Source organism: Haloplanus salinarum (assembly GCF_024498175.1).
Lineage (GTDB): Archaea > Halobacteriota > Halobacteria > Halobacteriales > Haloferacaceae > Haloplanus > Haloplanus salinarum.
Window position 1 is genome coordinate 968459 of record NZ_CP101823.1, and the last position, 22810, is coordinate 991268.

Here is a 22810-nt window from a genome sequence, read left to right on the forward strand (position 1 = left end):
TCGGCTCAGTACCGGTACGTCGTCCCCTCGGTCCCGTCCTCCACCGTGACGCCGAGTGCCTCCAGGTCGTCCCGGAGTTCGTCCGCCCGCTCGTAGTTGCCGGCGTCGCGTTCGGCCTCGCGCACGTCGAGGACGAGTTCGATCAGGTCGTCCGCGAGGCGGGCCTCGCCCTCGCTCCCGCCGCCGAAGTCGAGGCCCAACACGTCGCCGCCCAGTTCCTCGAACGCTTCGATCGCTCGCCGCAGGCCGACGTAGTCGTACGTCTCCCGGCTGTCGACGTGGCGGTTGACCGCCGTCGCGAGTTCCAGGAGGGCGGCCGTCGCCTCGCGCACCCCGAAGTCGTCGTTCATCGCCGCGGTGAACTCCTCGCGCGTTTCTTCGACGGCGGACCGTAGGTCCATATCCTCGACTTTCGTCCGGGCGTCGACGCCGTCGCAGGCGTCGACCGCCGCCTCGTGGGCCCGGTCGAGGCGCTCCCAGTTTTCCGCGGCCTCGGCCATCGCCGCCTCGCTGAACGTCTGTTTCGACCCGTAGTTGGTTGAGCAGTAGAACGTCCGGATGACGTTCGGGCCGAACTCCGCCAGGGCGTCGGTGACGTAGAAGTAGTTGCCGAGGCTGGAGCTCATCTTCTCGCCCGCCGTCTCCAGCAGGCCGGTGTGGAGCCAGTACCGGGCGAACTGCTCGCCAGTCGCCGCCTCGCTCTGGGCGATTTCGTTCTCGTGGTGGGGGAAGACCAGGTCGTGGCCGCCGACGTGGATGTCGATGGTGTCGTCGAGGTGGGTCGTGCTCATCGCCGAGCACTCGACGTGCCAGCCGGGCCGACCCTCGCCCCAAGGGGAGTCCCACGTCTCGCCCGTCGGCGGATGGTCGCCGAGCGGCCGGTCGTCGTTCCGGTGTTCGGCCACGTCGCTCGGCGAGACGCCGCCGGCCTTCCAGAGCGCGAAGTCAGCGGGGTGGCGCTTCTCGCTTCGCTCGTCCGGGTCGCCCTGGGACTCCATCTCCTCCAACCGCTGGTTCGAGAGTTTGCCGTAGTCCTCGAAGGCGGTCACGTCGAAGTAGACCGATCCGTCGGCCTCGTAGGCGTAGCCGCGGTCGATCAGGGTCTCCACCAGGTCGATGATCTCGGGGACGTGCTCCGAGACACGGGGATACACCGTCGCCCGCTTCAGGTTCAGACCGCGCATGTCCTCGATGATGGAGGCGATGAACCCTTCGGCGACGTCGAGTTCCGACGCGCCGAGATCGTCCTCGCCGACCCGCGCGACGATCTTCTCGTTCACGTCGGTGAAGTTCTCCACGTGGCGCACCTCGTACCCCAGGTGCGAGAGCCATCGGTGCATCACGTCGGCGTGGGTCCACACCCGTGCGTGGCCGAGGTGCGCGTCGTCCGAGACCGTCAGCCCACAGACGTACAACAGGACTTCCTCGCCCGCTGGCTCGAACTCCTCGCGGTCGCTGGTCAGCGTGTTGGTCACGGACAGCGTCATTGGCGGGGATTCCGGGCCGAGGCATTAATATTTGAAGAAAGCCCGCCGTCGGCGGCCGTCGGCGACGCGAACGGCCCCACGTCCCGACGGGCCCACGGTGTCCGAACGGGAGCGAGGACGACCCCGTCGGGTGACGTTTTAATTGGGTCATCCGCGTATCGGCGCCCGTGGACGACAACGATCGCTCCATCGTCGGGTTCGTCATGGTCGGCCACGCGATGGTGCACACCTACGAGATGTCCATCCCGATCCTGATGACGGTGTGGTTGTCGCAGTTCTCGACCACGACGGCGGTACTCGGCGTCGCCGCCGCCGTCGGGTACGGGCTGTTCGGGATCGGCGCGTTACCGGGCGGGCTGCTGGTCGACCGCTTCGGATCGCGGGTGTTGATCAGCGCCTGTCTGGCCGGTATGGGCGTCTCGTTCCTCCTGTTGGGTCTCGCACCCGGTGTCATCGGCGTGACGGCCGCACTGGCGGTCTGGGGGGCCGCCGCGAGCGTCTATCACCCCGCGGGACTGACGCTCATCAGCAACGGCGTCGAGGAACGCGGGAGGGGGTTCGCCTATCACGGCATGGCCGGGAACGTCGGCATCGCCGGTGGGCCGCTGGTGACCGCCCTCCTGTTGCTCGCGTTCGACTGGCGGCTCGTGGTGTTGCTCCTCGCCGTGCCGGCCTTGCTCGCCACGCTCGCCGGCCTCTCCATCGAGTTCGACCCCGCCGCGGCCATCGAGGCGACGGACGGCGGCTCCCGACGGCGGTCGCCCGACTCGCTCGGCGAGTTCGCCGGGGAGACACGCCGACTGTTCACGCTCGGCTTCCTGTTGATCTTCGTGATCGTCGGCTTCAACGGCCTCTACTACCGGGGCGTGCTCACGTTCCTCCCGGAGTTCCTCGGCGACTTCCTGACGGCGGCCGTCGGCGACGTCCGACCCGGCATCTTCGATCCCGGGAGCCCGATGGCGGCGGAGTTCGACCTCGCCCAGTACCTCTATGCCGGCCTGTTGACCGTCGGGATCGGCGGCCAGTATCTCGGGGGCCGGCTCACGGAGTCGACCGAACCGGATCGGGCCCTGATATTCGTCCTCGTCACCCTCACCGTCGTCGCACTGGGATTCGTCCCCGCGGCGGAGACGGGACTCCCGGGGCTCCTGCTCGCCAGCTTCGCCCTCGGGTTCGCGCTGTTCGCCACGCAACCGCTCACGCAGGCGACCGTCGCCAAGTACTCCGTCCCGGAGGCGAGGGGGCTCTCCTTCGGCTACACCTACCTCGCCATCTTCGGCGTCGGGGCCCTCGGTGCGGCCATCGTCGGGACCGTCCTCACGTACGCGTCCGTCTCCGTCGTCTTCGTCGTCCTCGCGGCGTTCTCGACGACGGGGACGTGCCTCGCGCTGGCGCTCGTACGGGCCGGTCGAGTGCCGTAGGGGTCAGGGCCGACCGACACCGCGGAGGAGCCGACGCGTCGGTGTCCCGCCCCGCGACGCGCCACCCAGCGTTTTACCGCCCGGTCACGAACTACGGACACAGATGTCCACGGACGAGTTCGACCTCAGCGAACCGGAACTGACCGCCGACGACCTCCTCGTTCTCGACGACGAGCGGTTCACCGACGGGGACGTCGCCGTGGTGACGGGGGCGGCGTCGGGCATCGGCCGCGCCACGGCCGTCGCCCTCGCGGCGAACGGGTTGACGGTCGTCGGGGCCGACGTCGACGAGGGCGGACTCGACGGCACCGTCGACCTCGCCGCCGACGTGGGCGCCGCGGGCGAGGTCCTGCCGGTGCCTACCGACCTCACCGACGACGGGGACGTGGCCGCGATGGTCGACGCCGCGGCCGAGCGGGGCGACCTGCGCTACGTCGCCAACGTCGCGGGGATGCAACACATCGCCTCGCTCCCCGAGTTCCCGATGGAGAAGTACGACCAACTGCTCGACGTGATGCTCCGGGCCCCGTTCCTGACCGCGAAACTCGCGATGCCGCACATCCGCGCGACCGACGATGGCGTCGGTGCCATCGGCAACATGTCCTCGGTTCACGGGCGATACGCCACGCAGGACAAGGCCGCGTACATCACGGCCAAACACGGGCTGAACGGACTGACTCGCGCCATCGCCGCGGAGGGAGAGGGTACCCTGCGGGGCTTCTCGGTGAGCGTCGGCTACGTCCTGACGCCCCTGATGGTGAACCAGATCGAGGACACGGCCGCGGAGCGGGGCATCTCCGAACGGGAGGTCGTCGAGGACGTAATGCTGGGTCAGGCCCGCTCGACGGAGATGATGACGCCCGCCGAAGTCGCGAACCTCTTCGTCTTCGGGTTCTCGAGCCACGCCAGCCACCTCAACGGCGGCGACATGCTCCACGACGGCGGCTACTCGACGACCTACGAGTGAGCGAGCGTCGCAACGCTGGAGCGAATCAAAGTCCGTATATTGGGGTCGGCGTCTAGAGGAGGGTACGATATGACTACCGTGAGCGTCATCGGGTGTGGCCACATGGGCGGAGCCCTGGTGAAGGGGCTCTCCCGTGTCGACACCCACAGGGTGACCGCGTGTGATCTGGACACGGACGCCCTCGAAGCGATGGAGCCGTACTGTGCGGAGACGACGACGGACGTCGCGAGCGCGACGGCCGACGCGGACGTGGTGTTCGTCGCGGTGAAACCGGAGGTGGTGGGCCCCGTCCTCGCCGATCTCGATCTCTCCCCCGACCAGACGCTCGTCACCATCGCCGCCGGCGTCCCGCGGGCGTTCGTCGCCGGCCACACCGACGCGACGGTAGTCCGACTCATGCCCAACCTCGCCGCGGAGACGGGCACCATGGCCGCGGCGGTGAGTTGGGACGCTCCCGACGCGGACGTCCGTGCGGTCCTCGACGACCTCGGCGAGTTCGTCGTGATCGACGAGGACCTGATGGACGTGGCGACGGCACTCAACGGGAGCGGCCCGGCGTTCGTCTACTACCTCATCAAGTCGATGCAGGAAGGTGCCGTCGCCGGGGGGATGGACGCCGATGACGCCCGGACGCTCGCGGCACAGACGTTCAAGGGCGCCGCCGAGACGGTCCTTCGCTCGGAGGAGTCCCTCGACGACCTGATCGACGCCGTCGCGACCGAGGGCGGCACCACCATCGAGGGCATGGAGGTGCTGTGGGACAGCGACGTCGACGTCGCCGTCGGCGACGCCCTGCACGCGGCGGCCGACCGCTCCCGGGAACTGTCCGGTGGATTCGACGATGAATGAGGTCGTCGAGGCGGCGACCGTCGAGCGGGCGCGGCGGCTCGCGGCAGAGGCCGGGCGCGTGGTCGTCAAGGCCGGGACGAACTCGCTGACCGACGACGAGTCCAACCTCGACGACACGAAACTCGACAAACTCGTCGACGACATCGAGGACCTGCTCGCCCGCGGCAAGGAGGTCATCCTCGTCTCGTCGGGCGCCATCGGCGCCGGCATGGGCCGGATCGACTACCCCTCCGAGACGGTCGAGGAGTCACAGGCGCTTTCGACGGTCGGCCAGAGCCACCTGATGCGGCGCTACACGGAGAGCTTCGAGCGCTACGACCGGACGGTCGCTCAGATCCTCCTGACCGATCACGACTTGGAGGACCCCGAGCGGTTCACCAACTTCCGGAACACCATCGAGACGCTACTCGACTGGGGCGTCGTCCCGATCATCAACGAGAACGACGCCGTCGCGACGGAGGAGATTCGGATCGGCGACAACGACATGCTCTCCTCCTCGGTCGCCATCGGCGTCGACGTGGACCTGTTGGTGACGCTCACCGACGTCGACGGCGTCTACACCGGCAACCCGAAGGACGACCCCGACGCGGAGCGCATCGAAGCCGTCGGCCGTAACTACGGCCGCGTTCAGGAGCTCGTCGCCGGCGGTTCGAGCGACGGAATCGGCTTCGGCGGCATCCGGACGAAGGTGGAGGGCGCACGGGATGCGAGCGAACACGGCATCCCGGCGATCATCGCCGGGTCGGCCGAGCCGGACGTGCTCGAACGAATCGCTACTGGCAAATCCGTGGGCACCGTATTCGTCCCCGTGAACGGAGTCATCGATGACTGAGCAAGCCAAATCCACCGAAGAGAAGGTCGCAGAGGCAGGGACCGCCGCGCTGGAGCTGGCGAACGTCGACGACGGGACGCGGAGCGCCGCCCTGCGGAACGTCGCCGACGCCATCGACGCGAACCACGAGCGCATCCTCGAGGCCAACGCGAAGGACGTCGCGGCGGCGGAGGAACTGCTCGAAGCCGGGGAGTACAGCCAGGCGCTCGTCGACCGGCTCGACCTCTCGGCGTCGAAGCTCGACGACATCGCCGAGATGGTTCGCAGTGTCGCCGACCAGGAGGATCCCCTGGGCAGGACGCTGGAGGCCCGACGGCTGGACGAGGACCTCGAACTCTACAAGGTCGGCGTTCCCATCGGCGTCATCGGCACCGTCTTCGAGTCCCGGCCCGACGCCCTGGTGCAGATCGCTGCGCTCAGCCTCAAGTCCGGCAACGCCGTCATCCTGAAGGGCGGGAGCGAGGCCAGCCACTCCAACCGCGTCCTGTACGAACTCATCGTCGAGGCGACGGCCGACGTGCCCGACGGCTGGGCACAGCTCATCGAAGCGCGGGAGGACGTCACGACGCTCCTCGGGATGGACGATTCCGTCGACCTGCTCATGCCCCGGGGGAGCTCCGAGTTCGTCAGCTACATCCAGGACAACACGAGCATCCCCGTCCTCGGCCACACCGAGGGCGTGTGTCACGTCTTCGTCGACCGCGCGGCCGACCTGGGGATGGCCGCGGACGTCGCCTTCGACGCGAAGGTGCAGTACCCCGCCGTGTGCAACGCCGTCGAGACGCTGCTGGTCCACGAGGCCGTCGCCGACGAGTTCCTGCCCGCGATGGTCGAGCGCTACCGCGAGGCGGGCGTCACCCTCCGTGGCGACGCCGCGACCCGCGAGGTCGTCGACGTCGACCCCGCGACCGACGCGGACTGGTCGACCGAGTACGGCGACCTCGAACTCTCGATCAAGGTCGTCGACTCCCTCGCGGCCGCCGTCGATCACGTCAACGCCTTCGGCTCGAAGCACACGGAATCCATCGTGAGCGAGGACGCCGACCGCGCGGGGACCTTCATGCGCGGCGTCGACGCCGCGAGCGTCTTCCACAACGCCTCGACCCGGTTCGCGGACGGCTACCGATTCGGCCTCGGCGCCGAGGTGGGCATCAGTACGGGCAAGATCCACGCCCGCGGCCCCGTCGGCCTCGAAGGACTCACCACCTACAAGTACCACCTCGAAGGCGACGGGCAACTGGTCGCCACCTACAGCGGCGAGAACGCGAAACCCTACCGCCACGAGGAGTTCGACGGGGCGTGGACCCCCGGCCACCTGTCGGACGCCGACGAGTGAGGGCCACGATACCCCTAGCGTCCGATCGCGGTCACCAAACCGTCGGGCCCGACTAGGGGAGCAGATCGTCGAGCACGTCCGCGATCCGGTCACGCTGCAGGTAGGCGGCGACGGCGACGACGGTGACGACGACGAACAGGAGTCCGGCCCGACGGAGTTCGCCGGTCGCCACGAGGTCGCCGAGGACGTTGGCGAGGAAGAAGGCGGGTGCCCGGCCCACGACGGCGACGACGACGAGTTTCCGGAGGGGGATCGTCGTCAGGCCGCCGACGAAACAGAGCGCGTCGTCGGGCAGCCCGGGGATCAGAAAGAGGACGAACAGGGCGGGGAGGCCACGCCGTTCGACCAGGTCGTCGAACCGCTCCAGCACCGCCGCGCTCACGACCCGTTCGACGTAGCCGCGTCCGAACCGGCGTGACAGCCAGAAGGCGATCGTACTGCCCAGGCCGATGCCGATCACGTTGAACAGCGTCCCCCACCACGGTCCGAAGAGGTAGCCGGCGACGACCGCGAGCACCTGGCCGGGGATCGGTGCCAACACGACCTGGAGGGTCTGGAGGAGGATCAGGACGACGGGTGCCAACACCCCGAACCCGGCGACGAACGCCCGTAGCGCCGCGACGTCGGTCACGATCCACAGTCGGTCGCGAACGAGGACCGTCGCGGCCACGAAAACGAGGCCGGCGACGAGGAAATGAACGAGGGCACGCCGGCGTGCCCGTTTCGAGGCGAATACCTTCACGGCCGGGCACCCCACGAGCGGTGGCGGCGACGCTCCCTCCGCGCCCGCGCGGTCGGGTCGGCGCGTGTCCGCCCTCGATGATCGCTCACTCCGTCCCGTCGACGTCGTTTACGGGGTTTCGGGGTGTGTCGCCCTGCAGGATGCCGAGCACGTCCTCGGCGACCGTCCGTCGCATGGTCGCCATCGACTCCTCGGAGTACCACGCGACGTGGGGCGTGTAGACGACCGACTCGTGGTCGATCGGCGGGATCGAGTCCGGCGGCTCCTCGGGCAACACGTCCAGGCCCGCTCCCGCGATCTCCCCCGCCTCGACCGCCTCGCCGAGCGCGTCGATGTCGACCAGCGGGCCCCGGGCAGTGTTGATCAGGATCGCGTCCTCGCGCATCCGCTCGAACGCCGCCGCGTCGATGAGGTGGTGTGTCTCCTCGGTGAGCGGGGCGTGGACCGACACGTACTTCGAGCGCTCCAGCAGGGCGTCGAGGTCGACCTTCTCGGCGTTTGCGGCCTCGACATCCGCGGCGTCGACGTATGGGTCGTAGACGAGGACGTCGAGGTCGAACCCGGCGACGAGTTCCCGCAGGCGACGCGGGAGCTTGCCGAAGCCGACGAGGCCGAGCGTCGACCCGGTGAGGCGGTGGATCGGCTTGCCGCCGGTCCAGTCCCACTCCCCGCCCTTGATCGTCCGGTCGTAACTCGGGACCTTGCGGATGCAGGAGAGCAGGAGCGCGAGCGCGTGGGTCGGCACCTCCTCGATACAGTAGTCCGGGACGTTCACCACCGGGACGTCGTGCTCGGTCGCGGCGTCGAGGTCGATGGAGTCGACGCCGATCCCGTACCGGCCGACGGCCTGGAGATCGAGCGCCTCGAACACCGCCTCGGTGACCTCCGCGTACTGTACCAACAGGGCGTCGGCGCCCGCCGCGGCCTCGATCACCTCTTCGGGGGTCCGGGCGTACTCGCCCCGGAGGTCGGCGTCGGCGGCCTCGATGACCGAGCGTTCGATCGACAGGTCGGGGAAGTCGTAGTCGGTGACGACGATCCGATGAGTCATCGTTCGGCGTGGGTCGCGGTACCCACATAAACGTCCCGCCGTCGGCGTCGTACGTGGTGTGACGAACTCCCAAACCGGTTAGTGCCCCGGCGCCACCGTCACTCGTCGGTCGTATCGACCCCGAGGGCGGCGTTCAGCCCACAGAAACAGGTCACTGCGTTGACCGCGAAACCGAGCGCGCCCGCCGCGGCGAGTAGGCCAGTCGTTCGCTTGCCCCGTTCGAGCGCCGCGATGGCGACGACGGTGAGGACGGCCGCGAGGGCCGTCCGCACGAGTCGGTCGCGTCCGCCCACGTTCTTCTCGATGCGCATACCCGACGGTGGGGCCGACGGCGCATGAACGTTCGGCCCCACGGCCACCGTCACCTACTCGGGGGCCGGTCCGCTACGTCGGAGCATGTCACACCGCGACCGCGTCGTGATCCTCGGTGGGACGTTCACCCCGATCCACAACGGACACCGGGCGCTCCTGCATCACGCGTTCCGGACGGCCAGCCACGACGGCGCGGGCGACGGCCACGTCGTCGTTGGACTCACGTCGCCCGAACTCGCGACCGAGACACGGAGCGATCCGGCCCACGCGGATCGACTCGGGGCCTGGACCGACCGCCGTGACGCCCTCGAGGAAGAACTCGACCGGATCGGAGGGGCGTATCCGGCGTCCTGCGAGATCATCCGTCTCGAGGACCCGGCCGGCCCGGCGGCGAGTCGGGAGGACGCCGACGCCCTCGTCACGTCGCCGGAGGCCACGGCTCAGCGGCGGGCTCACGGGATCAACGAGCGTCGCCTCGACGCCGGGCTGTCGCCCCTCGAGATCCACACCCCGCCGTTCATCGTCGACGAGGAGGGCAACCGGATCAGCAGCACCCGCATCCGGAACGGCGAGATCGACGTCCACGGCCGTCTGCTGGAGTGACCGGTCACGTCGCCCCGTCGCCCTCGGAGTTTGCCGCGGCGCCGGCGATCAGGTCGGCCGCCCGTTCGACCGCATCGACCGCGCTCTCCCCGAGGACGTAGGTGATGGGTTCGATGCCGAACGCGCCCTCGTGGTAGAGGACGCGGGGGACGCCCGAGGCGAACAGGTCGCCAAGCCGGGCGCGACGGTCCGCGTACTCGGCGTCGAACTCGACGGCGTCGATCGGTTCTGGCACGGCCGCGAGGAGGTCGTCGCTCGTCGCCAGGTTGATCGCCCCCCGGATCGAGGGGTCGGCGGCCGTGGCGGCGAGCACCGTCGTCGCGACGTGCTGTGAGGCGCCGAACTCCGGGTTCGCGGGGACGTTGATGCCGCCGCGCATCGCGTGGAGCCGCCCGGGGACGGCCGCCACGTCGGTCTCGTCGGCCGCGTCCGGGAGCGCCATCGCCACGTTCGTCCCGACGTTCGGCACGTGGGCCGCCGCGTCCGGCGTGTTGGCGAAGCGTCTGACCGCCCGGCGGACGTTCGAGAGGATCTCGCGTTCGGCCTGGAGGGCCCGGTCGCGGCCCCGAACACAGAGATCACACCCCATTCCCGCCAGCGCGGGCATCTCCTCCTCGTGGATGGCACAGATGGGCCCCCGGTCCTCGAACTCGCGGACGAGTTCCATGAGTTCCGCCAGCGCCTCGTAGTCGTCCATCCGACCCGTGTCGAAGCCCTCGGCGATCCGCTCGATCGTCGCCCGCATCCGCGGATCGTCGACGAACCGCTCCTCGCCGCCCCCCTCGCCGGCGAGATACTGGCTCACCGCCGCCTGGGAGACGCCGAGTCGGTCGGCGATCTCCCGCTGTGCGAACCCGCGGTCCGCGAGTTCGGCCGCCAGCATCGACCGAACCGTCGGCAGGAAGCGATCGACGACGATCTCGCTCGGTAACTGCACCGTCACGGTTCCACCGCCCGTGTCCCGCGTTCCATACCACATCCTCGTGGGCGGCTGGTTTATATGCTGGTGGACGGTCGTGCCCGGAATCCTTAGGGGCGAACGGCACCGAGTCGGGGTATGCGCCTGTTCCGGTCGAGCGAACTCCTCGGCATCGCGCGGGAGACGCTGGATTTCGTCCGCGAGGCCAGCGAGGAGAGCCACCCCGACGAGTACATGGGCTTTCTCCGCGCCGAGGACGCCCGGAAACTCGGTCTCGAACGCTCGGGACAGGTGATCACCGACGTACTGGTCATCCCCGGCACCACCTCCAACCCAGTCAGCGCGACGGTGAAAACGAGCATGAAGCCGAACGACGTCCAGTCGGTCGGCTCGGTCCACTCCCACCCGAACGGCGTCCTGCGGCCGAGTTCGGCTGATCTGAGCACCTTCGGCCAGGGCGACGTCCACATCATCGTCGGCGCGCCGTACGGTCCCGACGACTGGCGCGCCTTCGACAACCGTGGCGACCCGACGACACTGGACGTCCTCGACGTCGACCTCCCAGAGGAGCGCTTTTTCGATTTCACGCAGGCGGACATCGACGCCGAACTGCTCGACGAGGGGCGACGGCGGGGTGTCGTCCCGCCGGAGGAACAGGGACTCGAACGTGACGACGACGACGGCGGGTTCCTCTCCTGGCTCCGGTGACCGCTCGGCTAACGGCGGGAGTCCGGCGGTCCGTCGGCGTCCTCGTCGTCACCCTCCGTTCGTTCCCGTGCGGCCTCCACGGTTTCCCGGGCCGTCTCCTCTATCTGTTCGGAGGCGTCGACGGCGTAGGCCTCCAGATCCCCGATGTCGACGAGGTCCGCGGCCTCCAATCGCCGGTTGACGCGGTCGAACATCCCTTCGCTGAACTCGTACTCGCTCCCGGACCGCTGGCCGGTGGCGACGCCGCTGGTGACGATGGACTGGATACCCTCCTCGACGGTCAGGTCCACGTCGTGGACGCGGTCCGCGGAGACGTGGAGGACGTACCCACCCATCACGGGGTTGGGTGCGAGCGGGAGAAAGACGGTGACCATCCCCTCCGCCTCCGGCGTCGCCTCCCGAACGACCTCGGGGGTCTCGGCGGTCAGGAAGGCGACGGCGTAGGACCCCTCGGTGGGGAACTCGACCAGTTTCACCTCCCGGAAGCTGTCGGTGTCGCTGTCGAGGAGGAGACCGCTCATCTCGTCGATGCTGCGGTACAGCGAGCCGACGCCGGGGATGCGGGAGACGAGCGTATCGAAGAGGGCGCCGAACCCGGTGCGATCGGGGCGGCGCTCGGCGACGACGCCGATACAGAAGATCAGGGCAGCCAGCGTCACCACGGCGAGGAGTTTGAGCGTCACCTCGGAGGCCGGTTGGATGCCGGTGACCCGGGAGACGAGTTCGACGATCGGATCGAGTTGCTGTGAGACGAAATCGACGACCACGCCGAGGACGAGGAGGGTGACGATCAGCGGGAGCGTCACAGCGGTACCGGTGACGAAGGCCTGCCTGGCGAACCCTCGCAGCCCGTCGTACTCCTCGACCCCGTCGATATCGAGGGAGCGATCCATGTGCCCACATCGAGGGGCCGGGTCAAAACGTTCCGGACGACAGACTTTAGCCGACGCTGTCGGAGGCTACCGTATGACCGGACAGACGCTCCGTCCGTTCCTGACGCGGGCGGCGACGCTGTACCCCGACCGGGCGGTCGTCGCGCGGACGGGAGCCGGGGAGACCCGAGACACGTACGCGGGCTACGCCGACCGCGTGCGCCGACTGGCGAGCGCCCTGCGCGCGGCGGGGATCGGCCGCGGCGACCGCGTCGCGACCCTCTGTTGGAACCACGGCAGGCATTTCGAGGCCTACTTCGCGGTGCCCGCTCTCGGCGCGCAACTGCACACGATCAACCCGCTGCTCCCGGCCGACGACGTGCGACGGATCGTCGCGGAGGCGGCGGACCGTCTCCTGTTGGTCGACCCCTCGCTGACCGACGCGCTCCGTGCGGCCTACGACCCCGACGCCTTCGAGAGCGTCGAACGGGTCGTCGTCGTCGGATCGACGGAGCCGGACCTCCCCCTTCCGACGACGGGGTTCTCCGAGTTCGTCGCCGCCCACGACGCGGACGGCGACCTGCCGGCCCTCGACGGCGACGACCCCGCCGGCCTGTGTTACTCCTCGGGGACGACCGGCGATCCGAAGGGGGTCGAGTACACCCAGCGGATGCTCTGGAGTCACACCATGGCGATCATGACGCCGATGGGGTTGGATATCGCCGACTCGGACGTCGTCATGCCCGTCGTCCCGATGTTCCACATCAACGCCTGGGGACTCCCCTACGCCGCGACGGCGGCGGGGGCAAAGCAGGTTTACCCCGGCCCCTCGCCCGACCCCGCGGACCTCGTCGGCCTGATCGAACGCGAGGGCGTCACGCTCACCGCCGGGGTGCCGACCGTGTGGCTCGGCGTCCTCGACTACCTGGAGGACCACGACGCCGACCTCTCGACGCTCTCCCGGGTCGTCGTCGGGGGCGCGGCGCCGCCCGAGCGGCTGATCCGTGCGTTCGACGACCGGGGCGTCGAGGTGGTCCACGGCTGGGGGATGACCGAGACGGCTCCCGTCGGCGCCGTCTCCCACCTCAAGCCCGAACTCCGCGACGCGGACTACGAGACGCGCCTGGAAAAGCGCAAGAAACAGGGCCTGATCCTCCCGGGACTGGAGTTCGAGGTGGTCGACGACGACGGCGACTCCGTCCCCCACGACGGCGAGTCGATGGGCGAACTCCGGGTGCGGGGGCCCTGGGTCGCAGAGGGGTACGTCGACGGTAACGGCGACGCCTTCGACGGCTCGTGGCTCCGCACCGGCGACGTGGTCACCGTCGACCCCGATGGGTACGTGGAACTCGTCGACCGGGCCGCGGACGTGATCAAGTCCGGCGGGGAGTGGATCTCCTCACAGGCCGTCGAGAACGCCATCATGAGCCACGGGGCGGTGAGCGAGGCGGCGGTCGTCGGCGTCCCCCACGAGCGCTGGGGGGAGCGCCCGGTCGCCTACGTCGTGGCCGACGCGGCCCGCGACGACCTGATCGCGGCCGTCTCGGCCGAGGTCCGCCGGGAGTTCCCGGACTGGTGGGTGCCCGACCGCTTCGAGTTCGTCGAGTCCATCCCCAAGACCGCGACGGGGAAGTTCGCGAAGACGGCGCTCCGGGCGCGACACGAGGACCCGCTGGCGGGGCCGGTCGCAGCCGAACCGCCGGACAGCGCCTAACCGACGATCAGGAGGCCGGCGCCGAGCGCGGCGGCGAACACGCCGACGAGCAGTCCGGCGACCGCCGTCTTCGACAGCCGGAGGAGGGCCCGAATCGGCGAGCCGTCGACGACGAGCAGCGGGTCGAGGCGGCCGTCGACGACTCGGCCGACGACGGTCACCGACTCGCCGGGCGAGAGGCGACGTTCGGCGTACCGGCGCCTTCCGAGCGAGAGCGCGCGGGCGAGGGGGGCGAGCAACGCGGGCGGCGACCGGAACCCGGATTCCGGGCCCACCCCCGCGGTCCCGCGTTCGTAGTCGGCGATCCGGGCCGGCGGCGTCTCGCCGGCTCCGACCGTGGCGACGACGGTCGGATCGAGGGCGACGGTCCGGGACGGGGCGTCGACCGGGACCGTCGCGTGGGGGGTCCGCAGGGCGAAGGGTCGGCTCCGGGCCGGATCGTGAATCGTCACGTCGGTCGGGAGGAGGAAGCTCCCGACGCGTCGCTCCTCGACCACCGGGCGCAGGACGACGCAGTCGACGCCGCTGAACGGCGCCTCGATCGACTCGCCCTCGGCTTCGACGGTGCCGGTGAGACGGACGAGCGCTCCCTCCGCGCCGTCGATCCGCGACACCGTCTCGGCGCGCAGGAGGGAACTCGACCGCCACACGTACCGCAGGCTGACGAGCGTGATCAGCAGGCCGACGGCGAGGAGGGCGAGACCGAAGAGGGAGGGGGTGGGGAGATCGGCGGGCATGTGGAGGGCTCGGTGTCGTCAGGAGCGGCGCGGGCTGTCCGGCGCGAGCGCGTCGTCGTAGATGGTGACGTAGAGGTCGGCGATCTCCTCGCGGGTCGGCTTCCGGGGGTTGTTGTCGGGCGACCCGGAGTCGATGGCGTCCTGTGTCATCTCGTCGACCACGTCGAGATACGCCTCGCGGGCGGGTACCTCGCCGAAGTCGTCGAGGTAGCCGGTGAGGTTCAGGTCGGCACAGAGGTCGAGCACGCCGTCGGCGGCCGCGTCGGCGGCCTGACGCGTCGAGTCGTCCGTATCGGCGGCGTCGAGGATGCGCGCGACCTCGGCGTACTTCTCGGGTGCGGCCATCGCGGAGAAGTCGACGACGTAGGGGAGGATGAGCCCGTTCGCGAGTCCGTGGGGGATGTGGAGTTGCGCGCCGAGGGGGCGAGCGAGGCCGTGGACCAGCGCCACGGAGGCGTTGGTGAAGGCCTGTCCGGCCTGGAGTTGGCCGACCATCACGTCGGCGCGGGCGTCGAGGTTGTCGCCGTTGGCCCACGCGACCGGCAGCGAGCGGGCGATACGTTCCATGGCCTCCTCGGCGTAGCCGTCGGGGACGCTGTAGGACTTCACCGAGACGTAGGCCTCGATGGCGTGGGTGAGAGCGTCGATGCCCGTGAAGGCCGTGTGGCTCTTGGGGAGCGACTGCGTGAGGACGGGATCCTCGATGGCGACGTCGGGCACGACGTTCGCGGAGACGATGAGGAACTTCGTCGACGTGGACTCGTCGCTGACGACCACCGAGCGGGTCGCCTCGCTACCCGTGCCGGCGGTGGTGTTGACCGCGATCAGCGGCGGCGTCGGGGTGGGCACGCCCTCGTAGCCGGCGCGGTCGACGCCGAAGTCGCGGATCGACCCCTCGTTGGTCGCGAGGATGCCGACCCCCTTGCCCGTGTCGATGGAGGAGCCGCCGCCGAGGGTGACGATCATGTCACAGTCCTCGCGGTCGTAGAGCGCGTACGCGTACTCGATGTTCTCGACGGTCGGATCGGGGCGGACGTCCGTGTAGACGACGGGGTCGACGCCCGCGGCCTCCAACCCGTCGGTCACGGCGTCGCCGTGAAACTCGAAGATCTGTTCGGTGGCGACGACGAGTGCGGTGTCGCCGTACCGGGCGGCGTGACCGCCGAGGGCCTCGACCGCCCCGGCGCCGAGTTCGATCCGGCCGGGCGAGACGACCGTCCGCGTCTCGCTCGCGAGTACCGTGTCGTGCATGACACCCTCACGGTCGTTCGTCTCGGTCTTATACCTCGGGGTCGGTTGCCGCGGTGGCCACACCCCTCAGTTGCTCGGCAGGCGTGGCTGGAGGACGGAGACGAAGGCGTCCAGGTCGCGGGTCTGGTACCAGGCGGTCCCGGGGCCGGTGAACTCGAAGACCAGGCCCTCGCCGCCGAGGAGCGTCGACTTCAGGCCGCCGACGCTCCGCGTCTCGAAGTCGACCGTGTCGTCCCACGCGACCAGGTGTTCGTTGTCGAGGACGTACGACTCGCCGGCGTCGAGGTCGAGGCGTTCGAGACCGCCGTAGGCGTCGACGAAGGCCGTGCCCGTCCCCTTCAGCGCGAGGGGCGTCAGGCTGGCCTCGCCGAGCATCGAGTTCAGCCCGCCGAGTTCGCTGTCGATGTCCACCCCGGGCGTCGCGGCGAGGAAGGCCCCGTCGGTGGTGTACAGCGTCTCGTCGTCGAGTTCGTGTTCCATCACGTCGCCGGGCGTCGACGGCGCGAGCGTCACCGTCCCCGGGCCGCCCTCGGCGACGAACTCGTTCGCGAACATGGACTCGCCGCCGAGCATGGATTTCGCGGAACTGAGCAGGCCGTCCCGACTGGTCGACGTCTCGACGGCGACGTTCGGCGAGTGGCCGACCATCGCTCCGGGTTCCGCGACGAGGGTTTCGCCCGCGTCGAGTTCGACGGTCAGGTGTGTATACGACGGTCGGTGCGTGAATTCGGCGTTCATGGAGGGCACCTACCGTCACAGGCGTCGAAGAGGGACATAACTCTTGTCCAGCGTTTCGGCGCGAGAACCGCACCGCCCCCGATCGATCGGCCAAGGTTTATCCTCGCCCGCCGCGGTTGCACGGATATGCCTCAGGTCACGGTCGAATCCGTCGAGTCCGTCGGCGAGCGGACGGTCGCGCTGGAACTACGGACGCCCGACGGCTTCGACGCCGCCCCCGGCCAGTTCCTGCTGGTTCGGGCGACCGTCGACGGGGTCGAAGAAACCGGCTACTACACCCTCTCATCGCCGGACGCCGAGGGGCGTATGGAGGTAACCGTCGAGTACGTCCCCGAGGGGACGCTCGCGCCGTGGCTGGCCGAGCGGAGCCCGGGAGACACGGTAGAGATCGAGGGCCCCTTCGGCGACGTTCGCTACACCGGCGAGGGGTCGGCGGTCGTTCTCGCCGAGGGACCGGGCATCGGCCCGGCGGTGGGCATCGCCGAGCGCGCCCGGGCGGGCGACCACGACGCGACGGTCGTCTTCTGGGGGCAGGATCCGCCCCACCGGAACCGGCTGGACGCCCTCGAGGCCGACGGCGCGACGGTCATGGTGGTCGAGTCGCTGGACGAAGCGACGGACGCCATCGCCGCCGACGACGACGCGACGGTGTACGTCTTCGGCTTCGAGTCGTTCGTCAGGGACGCCAAGACGGTGGCCGAGGCCGTCGGCATCGACGACCTCCGGGCCGAGAGCTTCGGGCCGCGGTAGTCGCGCCCGGTCCGGTTCGCCCGGTCGGGGTGTGACGGCGTACGGACCGACCGCTACCGCGCGCTCTCGATTTCGTCCAGCGCCTCCGGGTTCTCGATGCTGCTCATGTCGCCGAGTTCCTCGCCGCGGTGGACGGCCTCGATAGCCCGGCGGATGATCTTCCCGCTCTGGGTCTTGGGGAAGGCGTCGACGAAGCGGACCTCGCGGGGCCGGAACGGCTTGCCGAGTTCCTCGCCGACCGTCTCCCGGATCGCCTCGCGCAGGTCGTCGGACTCCGCCTCGCCGGCTTCGAGGACGGTATAGAGGACGACTGCCGTCCCGGTCGTGTCGTCGTCCGCGCCGATGGCGGCGGCCTGGTTCACCGCACCGTGTTCCATCGCGGCGCCCTCCACTTCCGCCGGACCGACCTTCCGCCCCGCGACGTTGAGGGCGTCGTCCGCGCGGCCGTGGAGGAACCAGAATCCGTCCGCGTCCTGCTGGGCCCAGTCGCCGTGGTCCCACAGGTCCGGCCAGGTGCTCCAGTACTCCTCGAGGTAGCGTTCGTCGCCGCTCCACAGCGACTTCGTCATGCTCGGACAGGAGTCGCGCGCGACGAGGAAGCCACGCTCGTGGGCGTCGGCCACGGACTCGCCGTCGCGGTCGACGATGTCGATGTCCATCCCCAGACCCGGGCCGCCGAGGGTGCAGGGCTTGAGCGGGCTGATCGGCATCGGCATGAGAAAGCAGCCCATGATCTCGGTCCCGCCCGAGATGTTGATAATCGGGGTGTCACCGCCGCCGACTTCCTCGTAGAACCAGAGCCACGACTCGGGGTCCCAGGGCTCGCCGGTCGACCCCAACACGCGGAGGGTAGAGAGGTCGTGGCCCTCGACCCACTCGTCGCCCCGCTTGCGGAGCGCCCGGATGGCGGTGGGGGAGATGCCGAACTGCGTGATGCCGTGGTCGTCGATCATCCGCCAGAACCGGTCCGGCTCCGGGTGGTCCGGTGCGCCCTCGTACATGAAGACCGTGCCGCCGTGGGCGTGGGTCCCGAGCAGGGTCCACGGTCCCATCATCCAGCCGATGTCGCTGACCCAGAAGAAGCGATCCGAGGGCTTGAGGTCCATCCCGAAGTACACCTCCTTGGCCGCCTGCAGGAGCGCGCCCGCGTGGGTGTGGACGATGCCCTTCGGCTTGCCGGTCGTCCCCGAGGAGTACAGGAGCATCGACTCCTGGCTCGCGTCGAGCGATTTCGTCTCGTAATCGTCGTCGGCCGCGCCGACCGCCTCGGTCCACCGCTCGTCCCGGTCGTCGTTCCACGGGATCGCCCCGTCGCTCGCGAGGCCGAGTCGGTCGTAGACGACGACGTGTTCGACGTGGCCCGCCTGCTCGATGGCCTCGTCGGCTGTACCCTTCAGTCGGACGTGGTCGCCCCGGCGGTAGAAGCCGTCGCCCGTGAACAGGACCGAGGCCTCGGCGTCGTCGATACGGGTGGCCGTCGCGTCGACGCCGAACCCCGAGAACACCGGGACGGCGACGGCACCCACCTTGAGACAGCCATAGAGGATGGCGATCACCTCCGGCACCATGGGCATGTAGAGCGCGACGGTGTCGCCCGTGCCCACGTCACGTGACTCCAGGTAGTTCGCCACGCGGTTGGCCTCGCGGTGGAGTTCGTGGTACGTGAGCTCCCGCACCTCGCCGGGTTCCCCCTCCCAGATGCAGGCGACCTTGTTGCGGGTCTCGGCGTCGGGCGCGGCGTGTCGGTCGAGGACGTTGTGGGCGGCGTTGAGGCGCGCGCCGGGGAACCACTCGGTGAACTGCGGGCCCTCGGCGTCGTTACGGATCGCGTCGTACCCCTCGTCGAACTCGATACCGAGGTAGTCGACGAGTTCGTCCCAGAACCAGTCGACGCCGGAGCGTGGCTCGCCCGGGACCGTCGAGGTGGTGCGCTCGATCAACTCGTCGTAGTCGTCGATGTCGTACGTCTCCATGAAATCGTGGACGTTGGTCGACTCGACGAACTCCCGTGAGGGCCGGTGAACCACCCCGTCCGTCCGCTTTCCGCGTTCCGGATCCATGGTGCGAACTCTACCATCGAACCCAATAGATGTTCGTGTCGGATGTCGGCGACTGCGACACGCCGATCAGAGGAGCGCGAGCAGGTCGTCGTGAATCCGGCCGTTCGAGGCGACGAGGCCCTCGCTTCCCGGCGTCCACGGCTCGCCCGCGAGATCCGTCACCGTCCCGCCGGCGCGTTCGATCAGGTGGACGCCCGCGACGGTGTCCCACGGGTATGCCTCCGAGATGCCGACGGCGGCGTCGAGGTGACCGCCGGCGACGAGCGAGAGCGTCGTCTGGGCCGATCCGAAACGGCGCACGTCGCCAACGTTCGGGGAGAGGGTGCCGAGAAGCGAGCCGTAGGCGCCGTCGCCCGTGTAGCGCAGCGTCGGCGCGACGAGGCTCGCCTCGAGGCCGGCCGTGTCGCTGACCGTCGCGGTGTCGCCGCCGTCGACCGGCCCGTCCGGGCGGTACGCGTCCCGAACGGCGTCCTCCGTGTCCGCGTGGTACTCGTCACCGAGCAGCGGGAGACAGTTCGCGGCGGCCACGGGGTCGCCGTCCTCGACGACGGCGACGCTCGTCGCCCACAGCGGCATGCCACGGACGTAGTTCGTCGTCCCGTCGATGGGATCGACGATCCACGCCGTCTCGCCGGACTGCAGGCGCTTGCGGCCGTCGCCCTCCTCGCCGATGACCGTCTCGTCGGGGTAGTCCTCGGCGAGCCGGTCGACGATCCGCTCCTGTGTCCGCCTGTCGGCCTCGGTGACGTAGTCGGTCGCCGACTCCTTCGTCTCGGCGTCGAGTCCGGTGCGAAACAGTTCCGTCGCGAGGGCCGCGCCGGCGCGGGCCGCGCGGACGGCCGTGGTCCGACGATCCATCGCGTTGCTGTACCCGGCACGGTGATAAGAACGGTTCGGTTCCGGCGGGCGGCCGAGAGCTACTCGTTTCCGAACGCGTCGGCGGTGAAGCCGTCGTCGACGGTCAGAACGCTTCCCGTGGTGTAGGTGGCCGCGTCGCTGGCGAGGTAGATGGCGGCGCCGACGATCTCCTCGGGCTCGCCCATCCGGCCGTGGACCGTCCGGCGGACGATCTCCCGGTTCCGATCCGTCCCCTCGTCGTACGTCCCCGTCGTCTGCTCCGAGCGGACGAAGCCGGGCTTGATCGCGTTGACACGGATCTCGGGGCCGAGCTCCTTCGCGGCCACCCGGGTGAACGAGTCGATCCCGCCTTTCGCCGTCGTGTACGGCACGAGGTTCGGGATCGCCGTCTGGTTCGAAATCGAGGAGATGGGGATGATCGACCCCTCGTCCATCCGCTCGGCGAACAGTTGGATCGCGCGGAAGGTTCCGTCGAGTTGGACGTCGAACACGCGCTGCCACTCCTCCTCGGTGCCGTCCGAGAGAGTCGACCGCGCGATGTAGCTCTGGGAGGTCACGAGCACGTCGACGCCGCCGAGTTCGTCGATCACGGCGTCACGCATCTCGACGATGCTCTCCCGGTCGGTCACGTCACAGGTCACCTCGACCGTCTCGGCGCCGAGGTCACGTAGGTCGGCCGCCGTCTCCGCGACCCGCTCCTCGGTCCGGCTCGTCGCTACCACGTCCGCGCCGTCGGCCGCGAAGCCACGCGCCAGCGCCCGTCCGATGCCGCTCGTGCCGCCGATGACGACCGCTCGCTTCCCTTCGACCGTCACGGGTGTGTGTTCGTAGGTCACGGCAGGGCGGTCGGGGGTCGGGGACTTAGCCGTTGTCCCCGCGTCCCGGCTACCGGGACGCCAGCCCCCGGTGGGTCCGCGTTCCGATCAACTCCGTGTCAGTATCGGAAGCCTCTTTTTATATCCGCGAGTCATAGGGGTATGTCCCCGAAGACCGACTCCGACGACCTGCCGCTCGTCGAGGGCGCCATCGCCGGCGCCGCCGCCTGGATCGTCGGCTACGTGCTCACGGGCCTGCTCGTCCTCGTCCGCCTCGAAGACACCGAACTGGGCGAGCTATCCAGCAACCTCGACGGCGGCGGCAACGGAATCGAGTTCGTCGGGTGGGTGTTCTTCAACAGCCACTTCGTCCAGACGGTCGTCGAGGCCGACTTCCTCGGGTTCGGCGGATCGAGCACGACGTCGTTCGTCGGCGGTGACGGGTTCACCGCCCTGCTGTACCTGGTTCCGGTGGCACTGCTGGTCGGGGCCGGACTGGCCGTCGGCCGCGCACGGGGCGTCGACGGGACGACCGACGGCGCGGTCGCCGGTGCCCTCGTCGTCCCCCCGTATCTGGTGCTGTCGGCCGTCGGCGCCGTGCTGTTCCGCGTCTCGTCCGAGGGACTCGGCGCCAGCTTCAGCGGCCGACCCGAACTCCTGCCGGCGATCCTCCTAGCCGGGGTCGTGTTCCCGGCCGTCTTCGGCGCCATCGGTGGCATCGTCGCCGCGAACACCGGCCCCGGACGCGAGTGAGTGCCGCCCCGGGCGGGGCGACGGGGGTCGACCCCCTACACATATCACGGTTCCGACCATCCGCGTTCGTATGCGCGAGTTCGACAAGGCAATCGTCTCCTGTGCGGTGACGGGGGCGATCCACACGCCGACCATGTCGCCACACCTCCCGATCACTGCCGAGGAGATCGCCGACGAGGCCGTCGCGGCCGCCGAGGCCGGGGCGAGCATCGTCCACGTCCACGTCCGCGACGAGGAGACGGGCGAGCCGATCACGGATCTCGACCTGTTCCGCGAGGTCGCCGAGAGCGTCGCCGAGCGCTGTGACGCCGTCGTCCAGCCGACCACCGGCGGCGCGCCGACCATGGCGCCCACCGAACGGATCCGGGTCGTCCCCGAACTCGAACCCGAGATGGCCTCCTGTAACATGGGGTCGATCAACTTCGGCCTCTACCAGTTGGTCGAGAAGTACGACGAGTTCGAGTACGACTGGGAAGCCGAGTACCTCGACGGCACCCGTGATCTGGTCTTCCAGAACACCTTCGAGGACCTGGAGACCATCCTCCCGGTCTTCGACGAACACGGCACCAAACCCGAACTCGAGGTGTACGACGTCGGTCACCTCTACAACGCGAAACACCTGCTCGACCGGGGGCTGTTGCGGACGCCGCTCCACGTCCAGTTCGTCCTCGGCATCCACGGGGGGATCGGTGCGAGCGCGAAGAACCTGAACCACCTGGTCGACGTGGCCGAGGACCTCTTCGGCGACGCGTTCACCTTCTCGGTCATCGGCGCCGGCCGCCACGAATTCCCCCTCGGCACCCAGGCCGTCTCGATGGGCGGCCACGCCAGGGTCGGTCTGGAGGACAACCTCTATCTCGAACGCGGCCGCCTCGCGGAGAGCAACGCCGAGTTGGTCGAGAAGATGGTCCGGCTCACCCGCGAGGTGGCGGGTCGGGAGGTCGCCACCCCCGCCGAGACGCGCGAGATGCTCGGGCTGAAGGGCAAGTCGGCGACGGCGTTCTGATCCCCGACGCCGGACGGAAACCCTTAGTA

At 69.5% G+C, this 22810-nt stretch carries 23 protein-coding genes; 11 read left to right on the top strand and 12 right to left on the bottom strand.

Going from position 1 to position 22810, the window contains the following annotated elements; all coding sequences use genetic code 11:
• Positions 1-5: 5 nt before the first annotated feature.
• A complete protein-coding gene (gene cysS, locus NO364_RS05130; protein WP_257628701.1) occupies positions 6-1487 on the bottom strand; it encodes a cysteine--tRNA ligase in 1482 nt (493 codons plus the stop codon).
• A 167-nt stretch (positions 1488-1654) separates the two neighbouring features.
• Here cysS and NO364_RS05135 point away from each other — a divergent pair, with 167 nt between their 5' ends.
• The 5 genes from NO364_RS05135 (at position 1655) to NO364_RS05155 (ending at position 6892) form a co-directional block, all read left to right on the top strand.
• On the top strand, positions 1655-2908 hold the full coding sequence (locus NO364_RS05135) for an MFS transporter (protein ID WP_233255288.1): 1254 nt from the start codon (positions 1655-1657) through the stop codon (positions 2906-2908).
• 103 nt (positions 2909-3011) lie between these two features.
• Entirely contained in the window at positions 3012-3875 is an 864-nt protein-coding gene (locus NO364_RS05140; protein WP_257628702.1) for an SDR family oxidoreductase, read from the top strand.
• Between the two features lie 69 nt (positions 3876-3944).
• On the top strand, positions 3945-4724 hold the full coding sequence (gene proC / locus NO364_RS05145; RefSeq protein ID WP_257628703.1) for a pyrroline-5-carboxylate reductase: 780 nt from the start codon (positions 3945-3947) through the stop codon (positions 4722-4724).
• Positions 4717-5556: a glutamate 5-kinase gene (gene proB, locus NO364_RS05150; protein ID WP_157688356.1), complete on the top strand. Its 840-nt coding sequence runs from the start codon at positions 4717-4719 to the stop codon at positions 5554-5556. Before proC ends, proB begins: the two co-directional genes overlap by 8 nt.
• Positions 5549-6892: a glutamate-5-semialdehyde dehydrogenase gene (locus NO364_RS05155; protein ID WP_157688357.1), complete on the top strand. Its 1344-nt coding sequence runs from the start codon at positions 5549-5551 to the stop codon at positions 6890-6892. The genes proB and NO364_RS05155 overlap by 8 nt, the downstream gene beginning before the upstream one ends.
• Positions 6893-6944: 52 nt before the next feature.
• Here NO364_RS05155 and NO364_RS05160 read toward each other — a convergent pair whose 3' ends face one another.
• From NO364_RS05160 to NO364_RS05170, 3 genes are all read right to left on the bottom strand, one after another.
• A complete protein-coding gene (locus NO364_RS05160) occupies positions 6945-7562 on the bottom strand; it encodes a TVP38/TMEM64 family protein (protein WP_257628704.1) in 618 nt (205 codons plus the stop codon).
• A gap of 157 nt (positions 7563-7719) precedes the next feature.
• Positions 7720-8685, bottom strand: coding sequence for a C-terminal binding protein (locus tag NO364_RS05165; protein ID WP_257628705.1), 966 nt, complete (start codon positions 8683-8685; stop codon positions 7720-7722).
• 98 nt (positions 8686-8783) lie between these two features.
• Positions 8784-8996: a YgaP family membrane protein gene (locus NO364_RS05170; protein WP_157688360.1), complete on the bottom strand. Its 213-nt coding sequence runs from the start codon at positions 8994-8996 to the stop codon at positions 8784-8786.
• 85 nt (positions 8997-9081) lie between these two features.
• On the opposite strand from NO364_RS05170, the gene NO364_RS05175 reads away from it, so the two are divergent.
• Positions 9082-9600: a phosphopantetheine adenylyltransferase gene (locus tag NO364_RS05175; RefSeq protein ID WP_157688361.1), complete on the top strand. Its 519-nt coding sequence runs from the start codon at positions 9082-9084 to the stop codon at positions 9598-9600.
• A gap of 4 nt (positions 9601-9604) precedes the next feature.
• Here the strand turns inward: NO364_RS05175 and NO364_RS05180 are convergent, their stop codons facing one another.
• Entirely contained in the window at positions 9605-10543 is a 939-nt protein-coding gene (locus NO364_RS05180; protein WP_157688362.1) for a thiamine-phosphate synthase family protein, read from the bottom strand.
• Between the two features lie 114 nt (positions 10544-10657).
• On the opposite strand from NO364_RS05180, the gene NO364_RS05185 reads away from it, so the two are divergent.
• Positions 10658-11227 carry a Mov34/MPN/PAD-1 family protein gene (locus tag NO364_RS05185; RefSeq protein ID WP_157688363.1) on the top strand — a complete coding sequence of 190 codons (570 nt, stop codon included), beginning with the start codon at positions 10658-10660 and terminating at the stop codon, positions 11225-11227.
• 8 nt (positions 11228-11235) lie between these two features.
• On the opposite strand, the gene NO364_RS05190 is transcribed toward NO364_RS05185, so the two are convergent.
• Positions 11236-12120, bottom strand: coding sequence for a DUF502 domain-containing protein (locus tag NO364_RS05190; RefSeq protein ID WP_157688364.1), 885 nt, complete (start codon positions 12118-12120; stop codon positions 11236-11238).
• A 73-nt stretch (positions 12121-12193) separates the two neighbouring features.
• Here NO364_RS05190 and NO364_RS05195 point away from each other — a divergent pair, with 73 nt between their 5' ends.
• Complete coding sequence (locus NO364_RS05195; RefSeq protein WP_157688365.1) at positions 12194-13813, top strand: long-chain fatty acid--CoA ligase; 1620 nt, start codon at positions 12194-12196, stop codon at positions 13811-13813.
• Here NO364_RS05195 and NO364_RS05200 read toward each other — a convergent pair.
• From NO364_RS05200 to NO364_RS05210, 3 genes are all read right to left on the bottom strand, one after another.
• Positions 13810-14550: a hypothetical protein gene (locus tag NO364_RS05200; RefSeq protein WP_157688366.1), complete on the bottom strand. Its 741-nt coding sequence runs from the start codon at positions 14548-14550 to the stop codon at positions 13810-13812. The genes NO364_RS05195 and NO364_RS05200 overlap by 4 nt on opposite strands.
• Before the next feature lie 18 nt (positions 14551-14568).
• A complete protein-coding gene (locus NO364_RS05205) occupies positions 14569-15801 on the bottom strand; it encodes an iron-containing alcohol dehydrogenase (RefSeq protein ID WP_257628707.1) in 1233 nt (410 codons plus the stop codon).
• A 66-nt stretch (positions 15802-15867) separates the two neighbouring features.
• Entirely contained in the window at positions 15868-16539 is a 672-nt protein-coding gene (locus tag NO364_RS05210) for a TIGR00266 family protein (protein WP_257628708.1), read from the bottom strand.
• Positions 16540-16665: 126 nt separating this feature from the next.
• Here NO364_RS05210 and NO364_RS05215 point away from each other — a divergent pair, with 126 nt between their 5' ends.
• Positions 16666-17289, top strand: a complete 624-nt coding sequence (locus tag NO364_RS05215) for an FAD-dependent oxidoreductase (protein ID WP_257628709.1) — start codon at positions 16666-16668, stop codon at positions 17287-17289.
• A 53-nt stretch (positions 17290-17342) separates the two neighbouring features.
• Here NO364_RS05215 and NO364_RS05220 read toward each other — a convergent pair whose 3' ends face one another.
• The 3 genes from NO364_RS05220 to NO364_RS05230 all read right to left on the bottom strand — a co-directional run bounded on the left by NO364_RS05220 (position 17343) and on the right by NO364_RS05230 (position 21043).
• Complete coding sequence (locus NO364_RS05220; protein WP_257628710.1) at positions 17343-19349, bottom strand: AMP-binding protein; 2007 nt, start codon at positions 19347-19349, stop codon at positions 17343-17345.
• Between the two features lie 66 nt (positions 19350-19415).
• A complete protein-coding gene (locus NO364_RS05225; protein ID WP_257628711.1) occupies positions 19416-20207 on the bottom strand; it encodes an inositol monophosphatase family protein in 792 nt (263 codons plus the stop codon).
• A gap of 59 nt (positions 20208-20266) precedes the next feature.
• Positions 20267-21043 carry an SDR family NAD(P)-dependent oxidoreductase gene (locus NO364_RS05230; RefSeq protein WP_157688371.1) on the bottom strand — a complete coding sequence of 259 codons (777 nt, stop codon included), beginning with the start codon at positions 21041-21043 and terminating at the stop codon, positions 20267-20269.
• Positions 21044-21184: 141 nt separating this feature from the next.
• Here NO364_RS05230 and NO364_RS05235 point away from each other — a divergent pair, with 141 nt between their 5' ends.
• Both NO364_RS05235 and kce read left to right on the top strand, forming a co-directional pair.
• Positions 21185-21775: a DUF7978 family protein gene (locus NO364_RS05235; protein ID WP_157688372.1), complete on the top strand. Its 591-nt coding sequence runs from the start codon at positions 21185-21187 to the stop codon at positions 21773-21775.
• A gap of 70 nt (positions 21776-21845) precedes the next feature.
• Positions 21846-22781 carry a 3,5-dioxohexanoate:acetyl-CoA acetone transferase gene (gene kce, locus NO364_RS05240; RefSeq protein ID WP_157688373.1) on the top strand — a complete coding sequence of 312 codons (936 nt, stop codon included), beginning with the start codon at positions 21846-21848 and terminating at the stop codon, positions 22779-22781.
• Positions 22782-22810 lie beyond the last annotated feature (29 nt).